Source organism: Ktedonobacter sp. SOSP1-52 (genome assembly GCF_016587395.1).
The window spans coordinates 1,138,821-1,156,756 of record NZ_BNJH01000004.1 but is presented as its reverse complement, the minus strand read 5'-3'; the positions used below and the strand labels follow the sequence as shown (position 1 = coordinate 1,156,756).

Annotated in this window: 11 protein-coding genes; 5 read left to right on the top strand and 6 right to left on the bottom strand. The window is 56.7% G+C overall.

Annotation, left to right across the window (positions count from 1 at the left end):
• Nucleotides 1-66 precede the first annotated feature (66 nt).
• Together priA and mutL are read right to left on the bottom strand one after the other, a co-directional pair.
• Nucleotides 67-2,715, bottom strand: coding sequence for a primosomal protein N' (gene priA, locus JMJ16_RS40160; RefSeq protein ID WP_201390626.1), 2,649 nt, complete (start codon nucleotides 2,713-2,715; stop codon nucleotides 67-69).
• Nucleotides 2,716-2,893: 178 nt separating this feature from the next.
• Entirely contained in the window at nucleotides 2,894-5,161 is a 2,268-nt protein-coding gene (gene mutL / locus JMJ16_RS40155) for a DNA mismatch repair endonuclease MutL (protein WP_201390624.1), read from the bottom strand.
• A 493-nt stretch (nucleotides 5,162-5,654) separates the two neighbouring features.
• On the opposite strand from mutL, the gene sdhC reads away from it, so the two are divergent.
• The 4 genes from sdhC (at nucleotide 5,655) to JMJ16_RS40135 (ending at nucleotide 9,126) form a co-directional block, all read left to right on the top strand.
• Nucleotides 5,655-6,065, top strand: a complete 411-nt coding sequence (gene sdhC / locus JMJ16_RS40150) for a succinate dehydrogenase, cytochrome b556 subunit (RefSeq protein WP_201382281.1) — start codon at nucleotides 5,655-5,657, stop codon at nucleotides 6,063-6,065.
• Nucleotides 6,066-6,114: 49 nt separating this feature from the next.
• Nucleotides 6,115-6,525, top strand: coding sequence for a succinate dehydrogenase, hydrophobic membrane anchor protein (gene sdhD / locus JMJ16_RS40145; protein WP_201390622.1), 411 nt, complete (start codon nucleotides 6,115-6,117; stop codon nucleotides 6,523-6,525).
• Nucleotides 6,526-6,661: 136 nt separating this feature from the next.
• A complete protein-coding gene (gene sdhA / locus JMJ16_RS40140; RefSeq protein WP_201390620.1) occupies nucleotides 6,662-8,407 on the top strand; it encodes a succinate dehydrogenase flavoprotein subunit in 1,746 nt (581 codons plus the stop codon).
• A gap of 11 nt (nucleotides 8,408-8,418) precedes the next feature.
• Nucleotides 8,419-9,126, top strand: coding sequence for a succinate dehydrogenase iron-sulfur subunit (locus tag JMJ16_RS40135; RefSeq protein WP_201369908.1), 708 nt, complete (start codon nucleotides 8,419-8,421; stop codon nucleotides 9,124-9,126).
• A gap of 49 nt (nucleotides 9,127-9,175) precedes the next feature.
• Here the strand turns inward: JMJ16_RS40135 and JMJ16_RS40130 are convergent, their stop codons facing one another.
• Both JMJ16_RS40130 and JMJ16_RS40125 read right to left on the bottom strand, forming a co-directional pair.
• Entirely contained in the window at nucleotides 9,176-10,060 is an 885-nt protein-coding gene (locus tag JMJ16_RS40130) for an alpha/beta fold hydrolase (RefSeq protein WP_201390618.1), read from the bottom strand.
• Between the two features lie 153 nt (nucleotides 10,061-10,213).
• The gene (locus JMJ16_RS40125; RefSeq protein WP_201390616.1) at nucleotides 10,214-11,758 is read right to left on the bottom strand and encodes a cobalamin B12-binding domain-containing protein; all 1,545 of its coding nucleotides are present in this window, start codon (nucleotides 11,756-11,758) and stop codon (nucleotides 10,214-10,216) included.
• A gap of 594 nt (nucleotides 11,759-12,352) precedes the next feature.
• On the opposite strand from JMJ16_RS40125, the gene JMJ16_RS40120 reads away from it, so the two are divergent.
• Nucleotides 12,353-13,927, top strand: a complete 1,575-nt coding sequence (locus JMJ16_RS40120) for a pyridoxal-dependent decarboxylase (RefSeq protein WP_201390614.1) — start codon at nucleotides 12,353-12,355, stop codon at nucleotides 13,925-13,927.
• A gap of 6 nt (nucleotides 13,928-13,933) precedes the next feature.
• Here the strand turns inward: JMJ16_RS40120 and JMJ16_RS40115 are convergent, their stop codons facing one another.
• On the bottom strand, nucleotides 13,934-15,034 hold the full coding sequence (locus tag JMJ16_RS40115; protein ID WP_201390612.1) for a hypothetical protein: 1,101 nt from the start codon (nucleotides 15,032-15,034) through the stop codon (nucleotides 13,934-13,936).
• A 99-nt stretch (nucleotides 15,035-15,133) separates the two neighbouring features.
• Complete coding sequence (locus JMJ16_RS40110) at nucleotides 15,134-17,647, bottom strand: MFS transporter (RefSeq protein WP_201390610.1); 2,514 nt, start codon at nucleotides 17,645-17,647, stop codon at nucleotides 15,134-15,136.
• Nucleotides 17,648-17,936 lie beyond the last annotated feature (289 nt).

Sequence of the window (17,936 nt, the reverse complement as noted above, 5' to 3'; positions counted from 1 at the left end):
CAAATTTAAATTTACTTTTATGAATCTATCGGCAATCTTGCTTCCCACCACACAAACCCCTTACTTCTAAAGTGTGCTGATGGGATCAATATCAATCTCCCAGTCGGGAGCGTCGACGACGCGGAGCAGGCGCGAGAGGTCGGGGCCACGCACAATCATCTGCCAGCGGTATTTATTACGAATGCGCTCCATAAGTGCGGGAACGGGTCCCACGATATCAGTTTCGGGCAGGTTAAGACGCTGTATCCAACCCTTTAATTTCTCGCAGAGCTTCATGGCTTCTAACTGGCTGCGATGGCGGTTACTATGACTATAGGTAAATTTGACGAACTGGCGGAAGGGAGGATACCCATAGCGCTGGCGCGTCTCGATCTCGATACGATAGAACTCGTTATAGTCGTGACGTGAGGCTGCATCAATGCTGAAGTGCTCCGGGTTAAAGGTCTGGACGATGACATGGCCCGCTTCGCTGCCGCGACCAGCGCGGCCCGCGACCTGAGTGAGCAGCATAAAGGCACGCTCAGGCGAAGCGTAGTCTGGCAGGTTGAGAGCGATATCCGCCGAGACGACGCCGACGAGGGTCACGCCGGGCAGGTCCAGGCCCTTGGCGATCATCTGCGTGCCAATCAGAATATCGGCCTCGCGGTTGGCGAAGCGGTCGAGCAGCTCTTCATGGGCGTGGCGATTGCGCGCGGTATCGCGATCCCAGCGCAGCAGACGCGCCTCGGGAAAATATTTCTGGATGGTGCGCTGTACCTTCTCGGTTCCCAGGCCAAAGTAACGGATCTCGGCGCTGCGGCAGGAGGGACAGAAGTGCAGGATCTTGCTCTGTGCACCACAGTAATGGCACATCAAGACATGCTCAGTTGCGTGATAGGTGAGGGGGATATCGCATTGCTCGCAGAGAGCCGTGAAGCCACAATCGCGACAAAGCACGCAGCTCGCCGCGCCACGCCGGTTAAGAAATAAGATCGCCTGCTGTCCCCGCTCCAACACCTTGCCTAGTTCATCGAGCAGACGCCGGCTGATGATACTGGTATGTCCCGCGCGCAACTCGGAGCGCAGATCGACGATCTCCACAGGCGGCAGGTTGGCACCAATACGCCCCTTCAGCTCCACCAACTGGTAACGCCCCTGCTCCGCGCGATAATACGACTCCACGGCGGGCGTGGCACTACCCAGGACCACGGGCACTTTGAGTATCTCTCCCAGCTTGATAGCGGCCTCGCGCGCGTGATAGGTTGGCTTGAACTCACTCTGTTTATAGGCCGCCTCGTGCTCCTCATCGAGGATAATCAAGCCCAGGTCGGGAACGGGCGCGAAGAGCGCCGAACGTGAGCCGATGACGACATCGATCTCTCCGGCGCGAATACGTCTCCATTCATCATAGCGCTCTCCCACGCTCAATTCGCTGTGGATGATGGCAACCCGCTCGGGGAAACGGCCCGCCACGCGCTGCACCGCCTGGGTCGTCAGGGCGATCTCTGGCACGAGAATAATACAACGCTTCCCCTCGGCAATAACCGAGGCCATGGCCTGCAAATACACCTCGGTTTTACCACTGCCAGTGACACCATGCAGCAAGATAGGCCTGGGGATACTGTTCTCCTTACCCTCCTCGATGGCTTCGAGAATGGCGCGCAGGGCCGCTTCTTGCTCGCCTGTCAACTGCAACGGCTGGCTGGAGGGGATGGCCCGCCCCTGGAGGGGATCGCGCCGCTGCTCTTTATTCTCTACCACTACAAGTTGCTGATCTTCAAGCTGCTGGAGTTGCCTGGGTGTCAGACCTGTGGCGCGACAGAGCGCCGAGGGGGTCCAGGGCGAGCCACGGTTAATACTCTGCTGCAAGAGGTCCAGGGCCGCCAGCTGGCGTTGAATGACGACGCCCTCCTTGCTCATCACCGGCGGGGCCGGGGTGGCGCTTGCGGAGGCGGACATTGACCAGGGGTTAAAGGGAGCTTCGGTCTTACTCATACTCTTGCGAGATGTGCTAACAGGAGTAGCCTGGGAAGCGCTCTGTGCCTGCGCTTCGCTCTCAGCCTTGCGCAGACGCTCTTCCAGCAGTTCGCGCCATGTCAGTAGCTCCTCGCCCTGTACCAGCAGGCGCACGTTTCGGCGCAGCTTGATACGCGCCTTTCCCTCGACCAGCTCAGGTTCGCGTACCACCAGCTTACTCTGCTTGATCTCTTTTAGGAGTTGCTGGGCCTTCGTCTTGCCGAGCATCTTCTTGAGCTGCTCAACATCGAGGGAGCCGTCATTATGCAGGAGTCCGAGCAGGGCACGCAGATTCAATGAGGTCTCCTGCGAGGAGGCCTGGACCGCGTCCTTAAGTGCCTCTTCAGAGAGCTTCAAGACGAAGCGTGAGCGCTGCAACATACCCGGCGTCAGCATGCCAAAGACGGCATGTGCCAGCGGTGTCGCATAGTACTCTGCAAGCCAGCGCGCCAACTCAAGCTGGTGAAGCAACAGAGCGGGCTTGGAATCCAGGATGCTGTACAGATCGCGTAGCTCTATTCCCTCTTCCTGCAAAGGCTCTGGTAGCTCGTCTCCCTCTAGCAGATCCCAGACAATACCTTCGTCCAGGCGCTCTCCATACGGAACGGCGACCAGTTGCCCAGGGCGAAGCTGGTCCGCCAGGGCCTCGGGTACGCGATAGGTCAACAGCGGTTGTTCGACGTTCCAACGTCCAGCCGCCGTGAGTACTTCTACCAGCATCCTACTCAATCTCCTGGGCCGCCCGCTACTGGCGTACGCGGCTACTCTTCTATAAAAGGGTGATCTGTTCGCCACTGCGTGGCTCACCAGGGTAAGGGGATGTGGTGCGCGATGCCGGAGACATCGCGCACCACATCCCCTTACCCGCTGGAAGCAGAGCAAGCTCTACTCCTACAATTTATCGGCGCTCAAATTCGTGGGCTAATTCTGCGAGACTGAAGTGTACCATGGTTGGTCGACCGTGGCAACAGCTAAAGGGGGCCTTGACCTGCTCTAGCTGCTCCAGCATTTCGCGCATCTCGCTCATAGCCAGGAAGTAATTCTGTTTGATGGCGGCCTTGCAGGCGACGTTGGCCAGTGCACGCTCCTCCCAGGTCTCAGTATGCCCCAACTGGTCCTCGGCAGTAAGCTCGACCAGCAAGGCATGCAGCGAGACACTGTCCAGGCGCTTGACCAGGACCGTGGGGACGGCACGCACCTCGACGGTCTTACCATCAACTCCCTCCAGCTCGAAGCCGATGCGCCGTAGCTGCTCCCCATGTTCTTCGAGCGCCTCGATCTCGACAGGGGCCAGAGTGAGGTGCATAGGGGTGAGCAGGAGCTGCGAGATGGTCTCGCGCGATTTAAGGGCCGCGACCATGCGTTCAAGCACTATCCGTTCATGCGCCGCGTGCTGGTCAATAAGATACATGCCATCCGGACCCTCGGTCACAATATAGCTCTGTGAGAGCTGTCCCACCACGCGCAGGCGCGGAAACTTGCGTGGCAGGTTCGGGTCTATACTATGGCCCGGCAGTGCTCTCTGCTCAGGGCGCCGCTCCACCTTTTGAGCGTCTCCTGCAATCACCTGGGGCGCGACTGGACTCACAACCAGCCTTGAACGCTCCTCGGTCTGTGCAGAAGGCAACTGAATACCCATCGTGGGAATGCCACGCGGCACGGCGTCAAAGGAGGCCAGTGGCTCTTGTTCTGCGATGTCTCCGCCCGCTTCTGGACGTTTCTCAACGGGCATGGCTGGCGGTAGCATGGAGAGCGGATCATCCTCATCGAGAGAAGTATCAAGCGTGACGCTTACCTGCTCGGCCTGCGCGTGTAGCGTTCCCGTAGGGGAACGCTCGACCTCCACGATTGTGTCAACAGCTTTGAGACGTGAACCCTTCGTCTTATCGGTCACGCCCAGGTGGCTCTGCCAAAGGCGTGCATGTCCAGGTGGCCTCGTCCCATGTTCTTCTTCCGTAAAGGTAATCCAGGGGCTATCTCCAGGGATCGTGCTCTGCCGCTGCTGTGGCTTACCTGCCTCTTCTGCTTCCTGCTCGCCTATCTGTACTGCTTCCTCATCCAGATCCAGCCTGCCCTCGAATGAGGGTTCCTGATCATAGGCGTCTGGCTGACTACTCGCGCGTGGCTCGCTAGACTTCGACTTCCACTGAGGCATCTCCGGCTCCTGCAAAAGAGCCTTGCGGGCCGCGCGCAGGATAGCGGCGAAGACACGACGCTCCTTTAAGAAGCGAATCTCGGTCTTGGCGGGATGCACATTCACATCCAGGAAGGAGGGGTCGATCTGGATATTGATGACCGCCAGGGGATGGCGCCCGCTCAGGAGCAGCGAGTGATAGGCTCCCTCCACTGCCGTAGTAAGCATACGGCTCATGACCCAGCGCCGGTTGACGAAGAAGGAGATATGCTGGCGCGTGCTCTTATAGCAGGCGGGACGGCTCACAAAGCCCTTAACAATGGGATATTCGCCATCGCTGGCATCATGCTCATCATCGCCATCCACCTCCACCATCTGCTCGGCAATCTGTAGACCATAGACCTGCACCAGGACACTAAAGAGCTTGTCATCACCGGGAGTCGAGAAGATCTGCTTCCCCTCACTGGCAACCGTAAAGCGGATCTCAGGATAGGCCAGTGCGTACTGCTCCAGCAGGTGATGACAATGGCTGATCTCAGTATTACGACTCTTCAGAAACTTGAGGCGCGCTGGAACGGCGCTAAAGAGGTTACGAACCGTAATCGTCGTACCCTCGGGCGAGGCGGCGGGAGTGACATCAGAGATATGCCCACTCTGCGCGCTCACCTGTGATCCCTGCTCGGAGCCTCGCGCACGACTCACCAGCGTCACCTCGGCCACGGCGGCGATACTCGCCAGCGCCTCACCGCGAAAACCCAGCGAGCGAATCTGCTCCAGGTCGTCGATGGATGCCACCTTGCTGGTAGCATGCCGCTCCAGGGCCAGGGGCAGTTCTTCGGGTGAGATGCCACAGCCATTATCGGTCACGCGAATGAGTTGCAGGCCACCATTCATCAGATCGACGCGAATCTGGGTCGCGCCCGCGTCAATACTATTCTCAATAAGTTCCTTTACCACCGAGGCGGGCCGCTCCACCACCTCGCCAGCCGCGATCTTCGCCGCCACATCGGGCGCAAGTTGACGTATAGGCATAGCACTTTTCCCTGGTATCTATTTCCGCACACAGCAAGAGCTTTAGTTTTAAACAGAGGCGAAACATGAGTAAGAACGATTGTTCCTGCATTATAACATAGCTACTTCTCCTTGAGAATGGACCATATCACAACCACAGTCATTGACCTATCATTTAACTATAAAAAGTGTTTGCGCACGCCTCAAGAGTGAAGTATAATACACATACAACGTTTGCCTGGCTCGCCAAGGGCCTGGTAAAGCACAGCGGGGTGCCTGGTTGTAGATAGAGGACTGTGATGTGTAAGAAACGGTCTATTTTTTATGCCCATCTTCTCGGTCCTCGTCGATGATGCCTGCGCAGGCTCATTGGCTAGCTCTTCTTGCCGTTCCAATGCGTCGGTCCCCGCTTGGATGTTCGGAAAGGGCGAGAGCAAGCGCCAGAGGCTGAGCGAAGCACTATCTAACCTCGTGCCTCCTGCCCTCCTCTCCCGCCCCCAGAAGTGAGGGAAAAATGTACAAAGGTCAATCTGGCATGTGGTCCTGGCTGTTGCACCGCGTGACAGGACTCGGACTACTGCTCTTCCTGTTTATCCACGTCGTGGATATTTCTCTACTCAGCTTTGGCCCAACAGTTTATAACGATGGCATTCTGCTCTTTGACCACGTCATTGTGCGTTTCCTATCACTGGCTGTCGTGGGCGCTGTCTTCTATCACGCTTTTAATGGCGTACGTATTATCATGATCGACTTCTGGCGCAAGGGTGCACGCCTTCAAAAGCCGCTGTTCTACGCGGCCCTGGGCGTAACGATAGTAGTCTCCGCCGTGTTTGCCTACTTCGTGCTGAAACCCGCGCTACTCCCCTCAGTGGCCTTCGTTAAATGGTTCTTTAATCCCGAAGCCATCCTGAGTGTCAAAAATTAGTAGCGCGTAGAAGTGACACGTCAAAGAACCCTTGTAAGGAGAAGAATGTATGCTGTCGCGTTTATATGGTGGGCCTCGTCCAGCTGGCGGTGGCTTTGAGACCTTTTCCTGGTATTACTTCCGTATCTCGGGCGTGGTACTGATTTTCCTGGTCATTATCCATCTTACTATTATGCATGTGACCAATGACGTCTCATGCACGACCTACGCGTTTGTGGCGGCTCGCTACGCGAACCCCTTCTGGCGTCTCTTCGACTGGTTGCTACTGACGCTTGGCCTGACGCACGGTGTGAACGGCCTGCGCGTGGTCATAGATGATTATGTGCGTTCGCCGGGGACGCGCCTGGTTCTACAAGGCATCGCCGCGGTACTCCTGCTCGCTTTCTTTATGCTGGGCACGATCACACTCATCACCTTCCAGCCCGTCGCGGGCAGTTTCGGACCCGCCTGCCTGCACTAAGCCGAGAGAAGTTGTGAGCAAGGGTGGTGCAGGAGGGACTCCTCCTGCCGGGGTGTGGGGTGTCCCCACAAAAACCCTCCCCTCTCTCTGTAGAGAGAAGAAGTTGTGAGCAAGTTGAAGCGAGGATATATACACCATGTATCAGAAATTTGATGTCATCATCATCGGCGCTGGTGGCGCGGGTCTGATGGCTGCGATGCAATTGCCAAACGCCAGCGTAGCGGTACTCACCAAGGTCTACCCCACGCGTTCACATACCGGTGCCGCCCAGGGTGGCGTCGCCGCGGCCCTCGGTAACCAGGAAGAGGACCACTGGAAGTGGCACATGTACGATACCGTCAAGGGTGGCGACTACCTGGTAGACCAGCCTGCGGCCGAGATTCTGGCCCGCGACGCTATCGATGCCGTCTACGAGCTTGAGCATCGCGGCCTGCCCTTCAACCGCACGCCAGATGGCCGTATCGACCAGCGCCGCTTTGGTGGTCACACGCGCAACTTTGGCGAGGGTCCCGTGCGCCGCTCATGCTACGCCGCCGACCGCACCGGCCACATGATCCTGCAAACCATGTACCAGAGTTCAATCAAGAACCAGGTGCGCTTCTTCAACGAGTTCCTGGTGCTGGACCTGATCTTCAACGAGGGCCGCGCCTGCGGTGTTGTGGCGATGGAGATCCGCTCAGGCGAGATCCATACCTTCCATGCCAAGGCGGTAATGTTCGCGACCGGCGGCTATGGCCGCGCCTGGCGCGTGACCAGCAATGCCTTCGCCTGCATGGGCGACGGTATGTCCATCGCCTATCGCCGTGGCATCCCCCTGCAAGATATGGAGATGTACCAGTTCCATCCCACAGGCATCTATAAAGTTGGCGTGCTCCTCTCCGAGGCGGCTCGCGGCGAGGGTGGTAAGCTCCTCAACGATAAGGGCGAGTACTTCATGGAGCGCTACATGCCTACGTTGAAGGACCTGGCTCCACGCGATATCGTCTCGCGCTGTATTGTACAGGAGGTCAACGAGGGGCGCGGCATCGACGGCAAGGACTATGTCTACCTCGATGTACGCCACCTGGGCGCCAAGGCCATTGCCGAGAAGTTGCCCGATATCACAGATTTCGCCCGTAACTACCTGGGTGTCGAACCTATTACCGAGCCTGTGCCGATCCAGCCGACCGCGCACTACGCCATGGGTGGTATCCCTACTGACCTGGATGGCCGCGTCGTCATCGATCCACAGTGGACGCCCATGCCCGGCTTCTATGCCGCGGGCGAGGTCGCCTGCGTCTCCGTTCACGGCGCCAACCGACTGGGCACCAACTCGCTGGTCGACCTGATCGTCTTCGGTCGCCGCGCGGGTAAAGACATGGCACGCTTCATCGCCGCGAACGATCACGCCCCCCTGCCAGAGAATCCCGAGGCCTATTCACGCGATATGCTTGATCGCCTACTGGATAAAGGTAAGTCCTCTGGCGGCGAGTCGGCAGCCCGCATCCGCTCGACCCTGCAGAACGAGATGAACGACAAGGTCTTCGTCGAGCGCGAGGAGAAGGGCATGCTCTCAGCCCTGGATACGCTGGACGGCCTGCAAGATGCCTACAAGAAAATTCAGCTCCAGGATAAAGGCAAGCGCTTCAATACCGAGCTGGTCGAGGCCATCGAGCTTGGCTTCTTGCTCGACTGCGCCGAGGCGACCATCCATGGAGCTATCGCGCGTAAAGAGAGCCGTGGCGCCCACTATCGCCTCGACTATACCAAGCGCGATGATACCAACTGGCTCAAACATACCCTGGCCTACAAGGGCGAGAAGGCGCACGACGTTCGCCTGGACTACAAAGACGTCGTGCTTGTGGATGATCCCATCTTCAAGCCTAAGGAGCGCAAATACTAGAGGAGAACGCGATGCAAGTCTTAATGCGTATAAAGCGCTTCGACCCGGAGCGCGACAATAAGCCGTACTGGGACGAGTTTACCGTCGAGGTTGAACCCATCGACCGCTTGCTGGACGCCCTGAACAACATCAAATGGACGATGGATGGCACGCTGACCTATCGCCGTTCCTGCGCCCACGGCGTATGTGGCTCCGATGCGATGCGCATCAATGGTCGCAATCGCCTGGCCTGTAAGGTTCTTATGCGCGACGTAGGCAAGAAGGTCACCATCGAGCCAATGCTAGGCTACCCGGTCATTAAGGACCTCGTGGTCGATATGGACCAGTTCTTCGACAAGTACAAACAGGTCAAGCCCTACCTGATCACGTACGACAACGAGCCAGGCACCGAGCGTCTGCAATCCGCCGAGGAGCGCGCACGCTTCGATGAGGGCACCAAGTGTATCCTCTGTGGCGCCTGCACCGGTTCCTGCCCCTCGATCTGGGGCAACCAGGACTGGGTCGGTCCCGCCGCCATCGTCAACGCGCACCGCTTCATCTTCGATAGCCGTGACGAGGGTGCCGCCGAGCGCCTCAATATCCTGGGTAAGAAGGATGGCGTCTGGCGTTGCCGCACCATCTTCAACTGCTCCGATGCCTGCCCACGCGGCATCCCGGTTACCGACCTGATCGAAGAGGTCAAGCGCGCCATCATCTATGGTGATACAAAGAGTGTTTAGTGATAAAAAAACAGTAGCTGCACGAAGTGCAGCTACTGTTTTTTTATCACTAAACACTCTTTGAAGCCTTTTGGAGAAATTCGGCTATCCATTCGTTGACGAGTTCGGGTTTCTCTTGCTGAACCCAGTGGCCGCTATCAGGGATACGCCGCACTTCTATGTTGGGAACCCACTCCTCCAGGCCATAGGTCATGGCGATATCCAGCGCCACGTCCTGCTCACCCCAGATAAGCAGTGTGGGCTTATCGATTCGCCCCTTGTTTCCACTGACGGCCCCGATACTTGAGCGCCGCCAGATCGAGCGATAGTAGTTAATCGCCGCCGTCAGCGCGCCCGGCTTGCTCATGGCCTCTTTGTACCGCTCCAACACATCCTCTGGAAAGGCCGACTTCTGCACGGCGCTGGCGTAGAGCATCTTTGCAATAGGCTCGGCCCCTTCACGACTAAGGGCCAACTCTGGCAGGACGGGCAGTTGAAAGGCGTAGACATACCAGCTCTTGCGCAACTGCTTCCAGGTCCGTAGCTCACGCGCGAAGGTCCAGGGCGGCGGCGCATTCAGACCAATCAGGCACTCAACCATGTGCGGATACCTCAGACCAAACTGCCACATCAGCACACCACCCCAGTCATGGCCCACGACAATCGCTCGCTCATAGCCCAGGCCCTTGATCAGGCCCTCAATATCACGCAATAGAATCGCGATCTCATAGCCCCGGCGTGGCTTATCTGTATCGTTATAGCCCCGCAGGTCAGGCGCCACCACCTTATATCCCAGTTGCGCCAGAAAAGGGATCTGGTGCCGCCAGGAGTACCAGAACTCAGGGAAACCATGCAGGAGCACAATCAATGAGCCCTCACCCTGCGTCACATAATGCATCCGAATGCCATTAGTGAGGATATCTCGATGCTGCCACTCAGTTATCGTTGCTGTCATACTACCTACCCTCTTTATCAAAAAGACAAGCCTTCAGCGTCGTGTTACTTACTAAAGATTGTAACACTTTTCCTCTGGACGCCTGGTAGGTGTAAATAATGTAAGGGATTATGTGTGGTGACATGGCACAGCTATGTCGCCACACATAATCCCTTACATGATATGGTGCGCCTCGTCGCGCACTGGCTGCGACTGTTGAAGGGGGATAAGCTCGTGCAGGCAGCGGGTGGCTTCGTTTGCGTCGACCCCCAGGAAGACACCCTTGATACTTTTTACCAGGCCGAGATCCTGCATAAAGGCACCTCCACCAAAGCAGACAGTGGGGCGAAGTCCCTCGAGCTTACTGATCTCACGCGCGATCTCTGCCAGGTCCCGCGCGCGTGGTCGCGTGGTTGCTGAGAGACATACCACTCCAGGTCGCAGGCGCCAAATCTCTTGCAGCAAGCTCTGAGGCTCCAGCATCTGCCCCAGGTAGTAGACATTAAAGCCCTGGCGGCGCCAGAAGAGCGCCAGCATCAGGACACCGATTTCATGCGTCTCCCTCGGCGCGCAGCCAACCAGGATGGCTGGCCCCTGGCGCTGATAGGGCGTAGTCTGGAAGAGATAGGCCAGGCGCGTACGAATCATATTGCTGGCAAAGTGCTCGACCGTTACCGTGATCTGGCGCGAAGCCCATAATTCACCAATCCGATAGAGCACTGGCTGAAACAGGTTACTACACACCTCCTCAACCGGGTAGTAGAAGAAGGCCTCATCCATAATTCTCTGCACATGCCCCTCGTCAAGCTGCCTGATTGCCTCCAGCATGATGTCTACGATACGCGCTAGCGTGGGCACCGCGTCCATACGCTCCCTGGCACGCTGCTGACTGGCGTAGATCTGCGGAGCACGGAGAGCCAGGTGAGAGAGACATTGAAGGGCTTCGCGTGGGGTCAGGCCCGCCTCGATCAAATGTACAATCTGATCGCGTGTGAGCTTGGAGGCAAAATGTTCGATGGTACGGGGAAGTGAGACTGTATGGCGCAATTCAACAAGCTTCGTCAGCACCGGTTGCAGTACCTGCTGGCAGACGGTGGCTGCTGGATAGGTATCAAAGGCCTCGTTCAGAATACGCCCCGCGCCCCCCTCATCCATTATGGTAATCGCACGCAGCAAAGATTCATGCAGTTCGGAAAACTTGCGCTGCCTGGACAGAATTGCAGGCTTATTCGCGCTATAGCGCCTGCTATACGCTGGCTCCAGGCGCGCCAGTTCCTGTATTGACAGATAGACACTCGTGTTATTCTGCTTGATACGTCGATTGAGCCAGTGGATAACCGCCAGGTCTCGCATTGAATAGAGGCGCGCGTTATTGTTCCCATGCCAGGGCGCGGGAATGCCAAAGCGCCGTTCCCAGGAGCGCAGCGTCATCGCCGGGACATGCGTCTGAGAGATAGCAGTCTCCAGGTCAAAGTGTGGGGTCGCAGAGTAGCGCTCCAGGTGTGGCAGCCCATCTCCAGGCGGTACATGGAGAAGCGAGAACATCTCTTCCGTTACCGGGGTGCGCCGCTCAGAAAAGGGAGAGCCCGGAGCAGTTTCATTCTGCTCCCCAGGCACGATGATCTCCTGCGTATCATAGATTCCATTAGCCTGAGGCTGGCTCTCAAACGGTACAATCGCACGCTCAAATGGATTAAACGGTTTTCCTGAGGCTTCCATATCCTAACCTACTCCTCTACATCCTACACACATCGACTCAGCTTATAAGGTTCTTTCCATGACAAGCAGAAGATCTGCCAATGCATCTTCAATTTTTAGAGAGATACATGCAATATAAACGATATGCTATATACTAACATTACATACAAAAATAAGATATTAATAACGCATAAAAATTTCTTACAGGTAGCAAAGCTATGCAATATGGCTTGCTTATATTTAACCATCAAGACGCATCACAAGCGTGCTTACAATTGCCTAGAATAAATGCTAATTACTCAATACGTATCGACTATTTATTATGTCCAGATTGTAATGTTGGAGCACACCCTTCTCATACCAAAAAGGCTCGCCACACGAGCCGAAGCAGGTTCCAGATGATTTTTTATTCATATTCAACATGCCATAGAAACTCAAAGTGAAAATATATTTAACAATACATCGATGTTTTTGCATGAGCTATATTGACGATTACCATCTATTTTCTTACAATTAACTGCAACAAATGATTACTCCGTGGTAAGCAGGCAGACAATACCAGGATATTCCCATCAAAACGTTGTTCTCTGGTTGTTATGTGGAGGCGGTTGAACAATGCATATACCTCTAGAAGCAGGACCCACGCCCCAACCCCGCGAGGGTGATATGGACGCTGAAGCTTTGCGTCACTATGGACACCAGGTCGTCGATTGGATCGCTAATTATATCCAGAGCGTTCATACACGCCCCGTTCTGGCCCAGGTCAAACCGGGCGACATCCAGGACATGCTCCCTTCCCATCCACCCTCTCAAGGTGAAGAGATGGATCAGATCCTGGCAGATGTTGAGCGCGTCATTCTTCCCGGCCTGACCCAGTGGAACTCCGGCAGGTTTATGGGCTATTTCGGCGTGACCAGCGCTGGGCCAGGCATACTGGCTAATATGCTTGAAGGAGCCTTCAATGTCTCACGTATGCTCTGGAAGACAGCTCCTGCCGCGACCGAACTGGAGCAAGTCACGCTGGATTGGCTCCGCCAGATGCTTGGCCTGCCCGCACCCCTCTTTGGCATGATCCATCACAACTCCGCTATCACCAATGTTCTCGCGGCGGCGCGCGAGTTTGTTCCCGGCCTGCACATACGCCAGCAGGGACTCGCGGGCCGCAAAGAGATGCCACGCCTCCGCTTCTATGCCTCCGAGGAGGCTCACTCATCACTGGAGAAGGCGGCTATCCTGCTCGGTCTTGGACTGGAGAGCCTGCGGAAGATCAAGACCGATGATGCCTACCGAATAAATGTGGAGGCGCTCGACCAGGCCATCCGCGAGGATCTACGCGAGGGCTGGTGGCCCTTCGCGGTTGTGGCCACTGTAGGAACAACCTCTACGACCAGCGTTGACCCCGTGGAGTCCATCGCAGATCTCTGTGAGCGCTATGGTCTCTGGCTCCATGTCGATGCCGCCTACGCCGGGGTCGCGGCCCTCATGCCCGAGAAACGCTGGGTCCTACGCGGTTGCGAGCGGGCCGACTCACTCTCGATCAATCCTCATAAGTGGCTCTTCACTCCCTTCCACTGTAGCATCCTCTATACACGCCGTCCGCAGGCCTTGCGCGCTACTTTTAGCCTGACCCCCGACTACCTGCAAAACACCGAGGGCCGTTCAGGACAGGTGGTCAACCTGATGGACTATGACGCCTCCCTGCCACATGGCTTTCCCGCGCTCAAGCTATGGATGACGTTGCGCTACTTTGGTTATGATGGTCTCGTCGCCAATATTGCTGAACATTGTCGCTTGGCGCGCCTCTTTGCCGATTGGGTTGAGGCTTCAAGTGATTGGGAGCTACTCTTCCCCACTCACCTCAGCGTGGTCTGCTTTCGCGCACACCCCTGGACCATCCAGAGCGAGGAACGGCTGGATCATTTGAATGAGCGCATGCTCAATCGCGTTAACGCGAGCGGGCGCTGCTTTCTCTCGGCCACCCGCTTGAAGGGTCGCTATACGCTCCGCCTCGCTATTGGCAATCTGCGCACACACGAAGAGGAGATACACCTGGCCTGGAATGAGCTACACACGGCGTTGCGCCAGGAGCTGGGCGCGACCCCAACCCTCTGGCATACACTGCGCCAGGGCAGGTTACGTCTGCTCTCGTTCTCAGATGCGCCCGCCAAACCCAATAATCTCTTGCCATAAGCCAGGCTAGAAGAGGCCACCCGGCGCCGTTACGGAGAGAATCATGCTATCGCCCGCCGCGCAGGGCACATTACTATTGGGACCAATGCTGGCCGTGTTCAGCGTAAACTTGTCACCAAGCGCACTACCCAGCTTACTATTTAGCTCCTGCTGAATCTGGCTATTGTAGGTATCATAAGGAAAGGTAAAGATGGAGAAGATTGTAACCGTGGTCTTCTGCACCTGGATAGCCAGCTTCCCCTGCTGTGCCAATGGCATAATCGTCGTGGTCGCCTGGGCCAATTTCAAAGATTTTCCCAGCGTGATATCGCTGGTCGCGACCAGATGGTTTCCACTCATGGAGAGCTGGATGTTGCGCGCGAAGAGGTCATTGCCCAGGGAGAGTACACCCAGGCCAGGTCCCAGGGTACTCAGCGAGCTAGCAGGAATCTCGACATAAGCATGCGTTCCCGCTGTAGCGCTCGCTGGCTCCTGCCAGTTCGCCAGAATGGTGCGCGAAGATTGCCCCCGCGTAAAGGCTGCGTTCTGCGTGGTCGCTGGCGCATCCAGGTTGATCGGGAGCTGCATGTCAACATCTAACGCGTTCGCGCCACAGCCTGGAGTCGTATGAATGCTTTGCAGCTGCCCCAGGGGCGTGGGCAATGTGGTCAGGGGACCACTGACCAGGGTTGGACTTCCCTTGAGCGGGAAGGCACTAACCTGAATCGTCGTGGCGTTGAGCACCGTAAAACGCACAAGCAGGTTGGCGTCGATGGGTTTGGGATCGCCGGGATAGAGACTGATACGCATCGAGGTCACCATTCCCCCTGCCTGCGGCGAGAGACCTGTAAGCGTGGCCGATGGCTGAATCAAGACCTTTGCCATCTTCGCTGCCCAGTCACGTGTGTCACTCGGCATTCCATCCGTGATGCCTTTCAGCGTGCTAGCAACCGTTGAGGGCACCTGCGCGTCGATGCGCTCCTGAAAGACAGGCCGCAGCGCGTCGGTCGCCAGGTAGATATGTGCGCTCAGGGGCAGCTCCTGCTGCACACGCATTTGTATCACGGTGCGTGTCGCGGCATAGACCGGAGTAATCAACACCAGCACCACGCTCACAACTATAAGCATAAGCACTATACTCCCCAGCCTGTAGGGAGTACGCATCCACAATTGTTGTACCTTACACATGCAACCTTCTCTCCTGGCCCGCTACTGGCGTACGCGGCTCTATGGGATGGTCAGGGTAGGTGAAAGCTTGTTGATATCGATTGGCCCGGTGAAGCAGTAGGGAGCGGGCGTAGCGATATGCGGCAGGTCGGCCACAGCGGGCGTCTCCAACTGAATCACGAGCATCATTGTACCCTTGCTACAGTTCAGGGTGGTTGTGGTATGCACCGCGCGTATCTGTACGCTCTTGAGTTGGGCGTGTAGCGCGGGCATGATCGAGTTGGTAAACATCTCGTTCACCGGATCCTGCATGGCGGCTGTAGCCTGGGATCCGGCATCCAGTCCGTCACGGCTGAGATGGGTAACCTTTAAATGAATATTCTGCTTCTGGTCCAGGCCAAGCTGGCCCTCCATCGTGACCGTCATGCTGCGCTTGATCCCATCGGTATTGATATTCAACCGCAGGCTCAGACGCAAGCCATCGTTAGGCAGCGGCGCGACGCTGATATTGCTGATAGTGTCGCTCTTGATCTTCAATTGCGAGGTTAGCAGCGAGGTTACCGCCTGCTGATCCAGTCCAACCTGCAAGGTCAATGAACGCAACAACGGTTTGGCTCTCTGCTGCCGCAGCATTGGTCCATCCACAAGAAGGGTCGCCAGAATGCCACTCCCAATCAGCAGCAGCACCAGGAGGATGCTTCCCACGGCGAGCACCTGCCGCGGCTGCGCGAAGATGCTCTTGCCCGGAATGGGGGGCGCGCTCAAGCCCAGTTCGCGCTCCGCTACCGGCACCTGGCTCCCCCAGAGGAAAACGGCGGGAATGATCGCCAGCAGACAGAGCCACATCGTAGCGAAGAAGACCGAGGTATAGACCGTGTGTGCCGAGCGCACCACGTGGACCGCGTAATTTTGCACCCAGATGATATAATCGCCCGCCGTCGCCTTCATCGAGATCGAGGCATAGCCTTTGATACGACTATTGAAGTCGGCTAGCGCCCAGGAGGTCAGGATCGCCAATCCCAGGATCATGCCAACCATACGCAGCGCCGTGATGACCGCCGAACTCATGCCTGCCTGCCTACCTTTTACCGCATTCAGGGCGCTGGTACCAATGGGTGAGATGACCAGGCCAAAGCCCAGGCCTGCCACAACCGTACTTGTGGTGATCTGTGTCCAGCTAACATTGATGGGCCAGCGGCTCATCAGGTAGAAGCCACCTGCGGTAAACAGCAGGCCCAGCACTGCCGTCCAGCGACAGGTAATATAGTTACACAGCCACCCACCCAGCAACGCCCCCACGGGAATCAACGCGGTCATACGTAACAGAGCCAGGCCGCTATCCATGACCGTTAATTGCATAACCGTATCTACATAGATGGGGATATCAGCCATGGCTATGATCAACGCTGCTCCGACCAGCAGACTGACCAGGGTAGAGGCACTGAAGGTGATACGTTTGAAGAGCGAGAGTTCGACCACCGGCCAGCGCACCTTGCGCTCGACCAGCACAAAAGCAATGAAGAAGAGTACCGCTAGGGCCAGGATAACGGGATTATTCTGCGGGGCCGCGCCAGTGCTGACGCGTGCCGTTCCCATCTCCGCACCCTGCTGAGCCAGTCCCAAGCTCAGACAGGTCAGGGCCAGTCCGAGCAGGATGCTTCCCAACCAGTCAACACCCTCGCGCTGATGCTCTCCTCGAGGAATACAGAACCAGGTCCCGGCCATCAGGACTCCCACAATGGGGATATTCAGATAAAAGATGGCCTGCCAGCCAAGATGCTCGACCACTAGCGCGCCATAAAGCGGACCCAATGCACCACCTATCTCGGTGACCGCGCCGATAATGCCCAGGGCAATGCCCAGGCGCTTCTGCGTATAGAAATCACCCGCAATGGCCATAGCCACCGGGACCAACGCGCCACCACCAATGGCCTGAAAGAAACGAGCCGAGATTAGCCAGATGAGTCCAGGTGACGAAGTATCGATGCCCAAAGGTTGCAAGAAGCTCAGGGGAAAACGCTGCCCCAACACGGGCGCGATGGCGCAGAGAAACGAGCCGATACCGAAAATGGCTAAACAGATCTGGAAGATGCGCCTGCGTCCATAGATGTCTGAGACACGCCCCATCAGGGGCATAGCCACGACAAAACCAAGTAGGTAAGCACTCACGATCCAGGAGGCATGATCCAGTTGTGTCAGGGATAACTTGAGGTCCGTAATCACCTGTGGAAGCGCCGTCACCACGACCGTTTCATCCAGGGCCGTAACAAAGACGGCAAAGCAGGCGATTGAGAGCGCCATAATCGCCAGGCGACGATTCCCCTGTGGCACTAACTGGCGCAAAGAATCACTTAACTGTTCGCGTACTGAGGTGGATGTGGCGGTTTCCATCAGGGGCCCGGTGGGGGCATTCACCAGGGTCGGGGCATCGTGTCCCTCACTCATATTGTGCCCCTCACGCTCAGGATCATCCCCGGTCGTCGCGGCCGCATCCTTCGCGGCCTTCAGTTCCCGCTGAATCGCTTGTTGCTGCAAACGTGACGACGTATCATGATCGTCTTCTAAGGTATACATTCTCCCCCAATGCTAGGCACTACCAGGCGAAAGCACAATGAAATACGCACAAAAAACAACGTCACACCACCCCCTTTTCGCGGATAAATTCTTACTCAGGTTTGCCCTCCTGCTATCCCGTAGCGTAAGATAAATAGAGACTCACCCCACTACCCAGTAGTGATTCCCTCTCTGGGAGGTACTATTCTTATTCCGAAATCCAACGTCACTCTCGTGACTAGCGCTTTCCCCATTCGGGGACACGCGTGCTCAGGTTTTCGGAGAAGTAGACTACTATTTTTTTTGTGAA